This is a genomic window from Streptomyces sp. 13-12-16 (genome assembly GCF_002114215.1).
Classification (GTDB): domain Bacteria; phylum Actinomycetota; class Actinomycetes; order Streptomycetales; family Streptomycetaceae; genus Streptomyces.
Map to the genome: position 1 here is coordinate 1 of NZ_NCTE01000921.1, position 4,551 is coordinate 4,551.

The following is a 4,551-nucleotide window of genomic DNA, read 5'->3' on the forward strand; positions in this document are numbered from 1 at the left end:
GGGAGCGGCGGCGCCGGCGGACGCGGAGGGAGGGACGGCGCGGCGGCACCGGTGTGAGGAACAGCGGCCGCGCCGGGGCGGCCAGCCATCCGCCGACGGCCCGCAGCACCCGGAACACCGCCCGCTCGCCGTACCCGAGCCACAGTCCGCACAGCAGCGCGGCCAGCAGGTGGGCGGCGAGCATGCCGGCGGAGGAGCCGTCGGAGGGCGCCGTGTGCCCCTCCGTGCCCACCCCCGTGGACATGGGCATGGTGTGCATGCCGTGCGGCACCGCTCCCGCGTCCGTGGGACCGGCGGAAGGGCTCACGAGCGAGAAGGCCGAGTGCAGGACCGTCTGGGCGGCGACGGCGACGGCGGTGATCAGCGGCAGTCCGCGCTCACGCCCCGCGAGCCCCCAGCCCACGGCACCGGTCACGGCCCAGCCGGCCGTCAGCGTCCGGAGGGGAACGTGGTCGCCGGACATCATGACGTGTCCCAGGGCGGCGAGCACGACACAGACGGCCGCGAACACCGCGGCCCGCCCCGTGCGAGCACCCCACCCAGCAGTCATGGCCCCTCGTCGTCGCAATCCGGGCCGACCGGTCGGCCGTGGATACGGCTTCCGTCCCGCCCGCGACTCATTCCCCGGCGTGTGACCTCGAACACCTTTCCAGGACACCGGAGTTGGCACGGGGCACGGTCTGTCCCCCGAGCGAGCTACAGGCAAGTGTCCACTGTGCGGTGACGATTCCCGGCCACCGGAACCGTAGCGTCCTCGGCAGCACGCGGCACCGGTCCGCGGATCCGACGAAGGGGTCATCGATGAGAGTGGTCTGGCAGATCCTGGCCGTGGTGGCGATCTCCGCCATAGGCGGACAGAGCGTGAACGCGGTGCGGGACAACCCGTGGCTCACGCTCGCCCTCGGCACGCTGACCGCCGTGCTCGCGGTGCCGGTCTACCGGTGGGTGGTGGGACGGACCGAGCGCCGGCCGGTCACGGAGCTGGACCCGGCCGGTGCCGCGCCGGCGTTCGGCCGGGGGACGCTGATCGGCGTCGTGATGTTCGCAATGGTCGTCACGAACCTCTTCACCTCCGGCAACTACGAGGTGCACGGCCTGGGTTCACTGAGCGGCACGGTCGGACTGTTCGGTTTCATGGCCGCCGCCGCCGTCACCGAGGAACTGCTGTTCCGCGGGGTGCTGTTCCGGATCGTCGAGGAGTACCTGGGCACCTGGATCGCGCTGACGCTGACCGCGCTGCTGTTCGGCCTGGCGCACCTGCCCAACCCGGACGCCACGGCGTGGGGCGCCTTCGCCATCGCGATCGAGGCCGGCGGCATGCTCGCCGCCGCGTACGTCGCCACCCGCAACCTGTGGGTGCCGATCGGTGTGCACTTCGGCTGGAACTTCGCCGCGGGCGGCATCTTCAGCACCGTGGTCTCGGGCAACGACACCGAGCAGGGACTGCTGGACTCCACCACGTCGGGCAACAAGTGGATCACCGGCGGTGACTTCGGTCCGGAGGGAAGCGTGTACTCGGTGCTGTTCGGTGTGCTGCTGACGATCGGGTTCCTGTGGCTGGCCCACCGGCGCGGCCGTCTGGTGCCCCGCCGCCGGCGTGCGGAGCGGGCCGACGCCACCGCTAGACTGCCCCGGTGATCGCTCCTCACCGGCTCCGGGAAGTGTGGCGCCGGCTGGACGTCATCGTCAGGGACCTCCTGCTCGGGATGCTCGTCCTCGCCCTGGCGCTGTGGCCGGACTTCCAGAACCACGGAACGCTCCTCGGCGGCGTGCCGGAGCGCCCCTTCGATCCGCTCGCCGTCGTGGCGGTGGCCCTCCAGACCCTTCCGCTCGCCGTGCGCCGGCGGTGGCCGGCCGTCTGTCTCGCCCTGGTGGTGGCCGGGTTCGCCCTCGACCAGCTCCGCGGCTACCACTCCCCCGCGGGCATCGCGCTGCCCATCGCACTGCTGAGCGCCGGGGCGTATCTGGAACGGTACCGGCGCGCCACCGCGGCCCTGTGCACCGTCGCCTACGTGGCGCTGACGGTCGCGTTCCACCGGGTCGGTCCCGGCGAGCCGGCGAGCGAGTTCGTGACGTTCTACCTGGCGGTGGCCCTCGCGTGGGGCATCGGAACGTGGCTGCGCTCCACCCGGATCGCGGAGGCCGAGCGCCGGCACCGTGTCGCCGAGGACTCCCGCGCCGCCGAACGGGCCCGGATCGCCCGCGAGTTGCACGACGTCGTGACCCATCATGTGACGGCCATGGTCGTGCAGGCCGAGGCGGCCCGCTATCTGACCGCCGCACCCGACCGACTGGACCAGACACTGACCGCCGTCACCGACACCGGCCGACGGGCCATCACCGACCTGCGGCACCTGCTCGACCTGCTCAACCCCGACCACGGCCCCGAGGCCAGGACGCCGCCCGTCGGCCGGCTCCTCACGCTGGTGGAGCAGACCCGCCGGGCCGGGCAGCCGGTGAAGTTCACCGAGGAGGGAACGCCGGCGCCGTCGACCGGCAGCGCCGACCTCGTCGCCTACCGGGTCGTGCAGGAGGCCCTGACGAACGCCCTCAAGTACGCCCACGGCAGCGCCACCCGGGTCGAGGTGCGGCACAGCGAACGGCAGATCACCGTGGAGGTCGGCACGGACGGTTCCGGCACCCCGGTACCCTCCTCCCACGGCGGGAGCGGCCGGGGCCTGGCGGGCCTGCGGGAGCGGGTCGACGTCCTGGGGGGCGACTTCAGCGCGGGACCGGAGACGGGCGGCGGCTTCGTCGTACGGGCCCGCATACCGACGGGGAACACGGCATGACCGCACCGATCCGGGTCCTGGTCTGCGACGACCAGATGCTGATCCGCACCGGCCTGGTGACCATCATCGACGCCCAGCCCGACCTGGAGGTGGCCGGCGAGTGCGGCGACGGGCAGGCCGCCGTCGACCTCGCCGGCCGGCTCCGTCCGGACGTCGTGGTGATGGACGTGCGCATGCCGGTGCTCGACGGCATCGAGGCCACCCGTCTGCTGGCCGGCGCGGGGGTGCCGCATCCGGTGAAGGTGCTCGTGGTGACGACGTTCAACCTGGACGAGTACGTCTACGAGGCGCTGCGCGCGGGGGCGAGCGGGTTCCTGCTCAAGGACGCGCCGCCGTCCCAACTGCTCCACGGCATCCGGACCGTGGCCATGGGCGCGGCGCTGCTGGACCCGGAGGTGACCCGCCAGCTCGTGGGCCGGTACGCCGCCCGGATCCGCCCCGCCGAGGGCGGGGCGCCGCGGGACCTCCCCCTGACCCCCCGCGAACTGGAGGTCCTCCGCCTCATCGCGGACGGCCTGTCCAACAGCGAGATCGCCGCGGCCCTGCTCATCAGTCAGGAGACCGTGAAGACCTTCGTCTCCCGCATCCTCGCCAAACTCGGCCTGCGCGACCGTGTCCAGGCGGTGGTCTACGCCTACCGCCACGGCCTGGCGACCTGACCGGTCCGGGCGGGCCGGCCACCGGTGCCGGCCAGGAACGCGTCCCGGGCGGAATACGGGACCGTCCGGGTCCGTTGTCGGCCTCGAAGGAGGCCAGAAGTGGACACCACGTACTACGACCACGGGACGCCGGCCGAGCGCTGGGAACGCGCCGGGATGTTCTTCGACGCCAAGGACTACGCCGCCGCCGCGCGCGTTCTCGGCGGGCTGGTCGAGGAGGTGCCGGAGCAGACCGGGCCGCGGCTGCTGCTGGCGCGCGCCTACTACCACTCGGCGCAACTGCGGCGCGCGGAGGCGGAGTTGCGGGTCGTCGTGGAGCGCGACCCGGTGGAGCACTACGCCCGGCTGATGCTGGGGCGCACCCTCCAGCGGCAGGGGCGGGACGACGAGGCCCGGCCGCATCTGCGGATCGCCGCCGCGCTGGGCGGCTCCTTCGACGAGGAGTGAGGGCGGGCCGGTGCCCGGTCCCCCGTGACGGGGGACCGGGCACCGCGCGTCAGCGCGCCGCCGTGCCGCTTCCGTACGTCCGCCGTCCCCGGCGGTGGGCCACCTCCCCGAGCACGATGTCGACGGCGAGGAACGCCGCCAGGGGAATGCCGAGCAGCGGGACGAAGTAGCCCAGGACGGCGATCGCCGCCAGCAGGGGGACGAGTACGTACGGCGGCACCTGCTGCCAGGCCCCGCGCGGGATCGGCCGGCCGAAGGCGGAGCCGCGGCCCCGCTGCCACCACATGCGGTAGCCCCACAGGATCAGCAGGATCAGGGTGAGGGCCAGGGCCATCAGGGCGATCTGGTTCACCAGGCCGAACAGGCTGCCGGTGTGCAGGTCGATGCCCCAGCGGGTGAGTTTCGCGAGGACCGGATAGTCGTCGAACCGCAGGACGTCGGTGACCTCTCCGGAGGCGGGGTCGACGGCGACCGAGTCCTGCTTCTCGGGCCAGCTGCGCTGGATCTGCCGCACGACGTACGCGGACTTCTCGTCGGCGGGCGGCACGATCTCCACCGGGTCGCCCAGGCCCTCGGCCCGTGCCGCCGCGAGGACCTTGTCCAGGCCGGCCCCGTGAGCCGCGTCGCCCGCCGTGCCGCCGGCCGCGCCGTGG

6 protein-coding genes are annotated in these 4,551 nt (G+C 73.4%); 4 read left to right on the top strand and 2 right to left on the bottom strand.

Going from position 1 to position 4,551, the window contains the following annotated elements; genetic code table 11:
- Nucleotides 1–550, bottom strand: a 550-nt coding sequence (locus B7767_RS32265; protein WP_107486452.1) for a hypothetical protein, incomplete at its 3' end; no start/stop codon positions are given.
- Between the two features lie 251 nt (nt 551–801).
- On the opposite strand from B7767_RS32265, the gene B7767_RS32270 reads away from it, so the two are divergent.
- From B7767_RS32270 to B7767_RS32285, 4 genes are all read left to right on the top strand, one after another.
- The gene (locus B7767_RS32270; RefSeq protein WP_085575226.1) at nt 802–1,638 is read left to right on the top strand and encodes a CPBP family intramembrane glutamic endopeptidase; all 837 of its coding nucleotides are present in this window, start codon (nt 802–804) and stop codon (nt 1,636–1,638) included.
- Nucleotides 1,639–1,706: 68 nt separating this feature from the next.
- Nucleotides 1,707–2,792: a sensor histidine kinase gene (locus tag B7767_RS32275; RefSeq protein WP_085575229.1), complete on the top strand. Its 1,086-nt coding sequence runs from the start codon at nt 1,707–1,709 to the stop codon at nt 2,790–2,792.
- Nucleotides 2,789–3,451, top strand: a complete 663-nt coding sequence (locus tag B7767_RS32280) for a response regulator transcription factor (RefSeq protein ID WP_085575227.1) — start codon at nt 2,789–2,791, stop codon at nt 3,449–3,451. Before B7767_RS32275 ends, B7767_RS32280 begins: the two co-directional genes overlap by 4 nt.
- 99 nt (nt 3,452–3,550) lie before the next feature.
- The gene (locus tag B7767_RS32285; protein ID WP_085575228.1) at nt 3,551–3,898 is read left to right on the top strand and encodes a tetratricopeptide repeat protein; all 348 of its coding nucleotides are present in this window, start codon (nt 3,551–3,553) and stop codon (nt 3,896–3,898) included.
- Between the two features lie 49 nt (nt 3,899–3,947).
- Here B7767_RS32285 and B7767_RS32290 read toward each other — a convergent pair.
- Nucleotides 3,948–4,551 (bottom strand): PepSY domain-containing protein (locus B7767_RS32290; RefSeq protein ID WP_179167370.1); only part of this gene is annotated, 604 nt, incomplete at its 5' end.

Coding starts and splice junctions, on each gene's coding strand:
- B7767_RS32270 (WP_085575226.1), top strand. CDS start 802: ATGAGAGTGGTCTGGCAGATCCTGGCCGTGGTGGCGATCTCCGCCATA.
- B7767_RS32280 (WP_085575227.1), top strand. CDS start 2,789: ATGACCGCACCGATCCGGGTCCTGGTCTGCGACGACCAGATGCTGATC.
- B7767_RS32275 (WP_085575229.1), top strand. CDS start 1,707: ATGCTCGTCCTCGCCCTGGCGCTGTGGCCGGACTTCCAGAACCACGGA.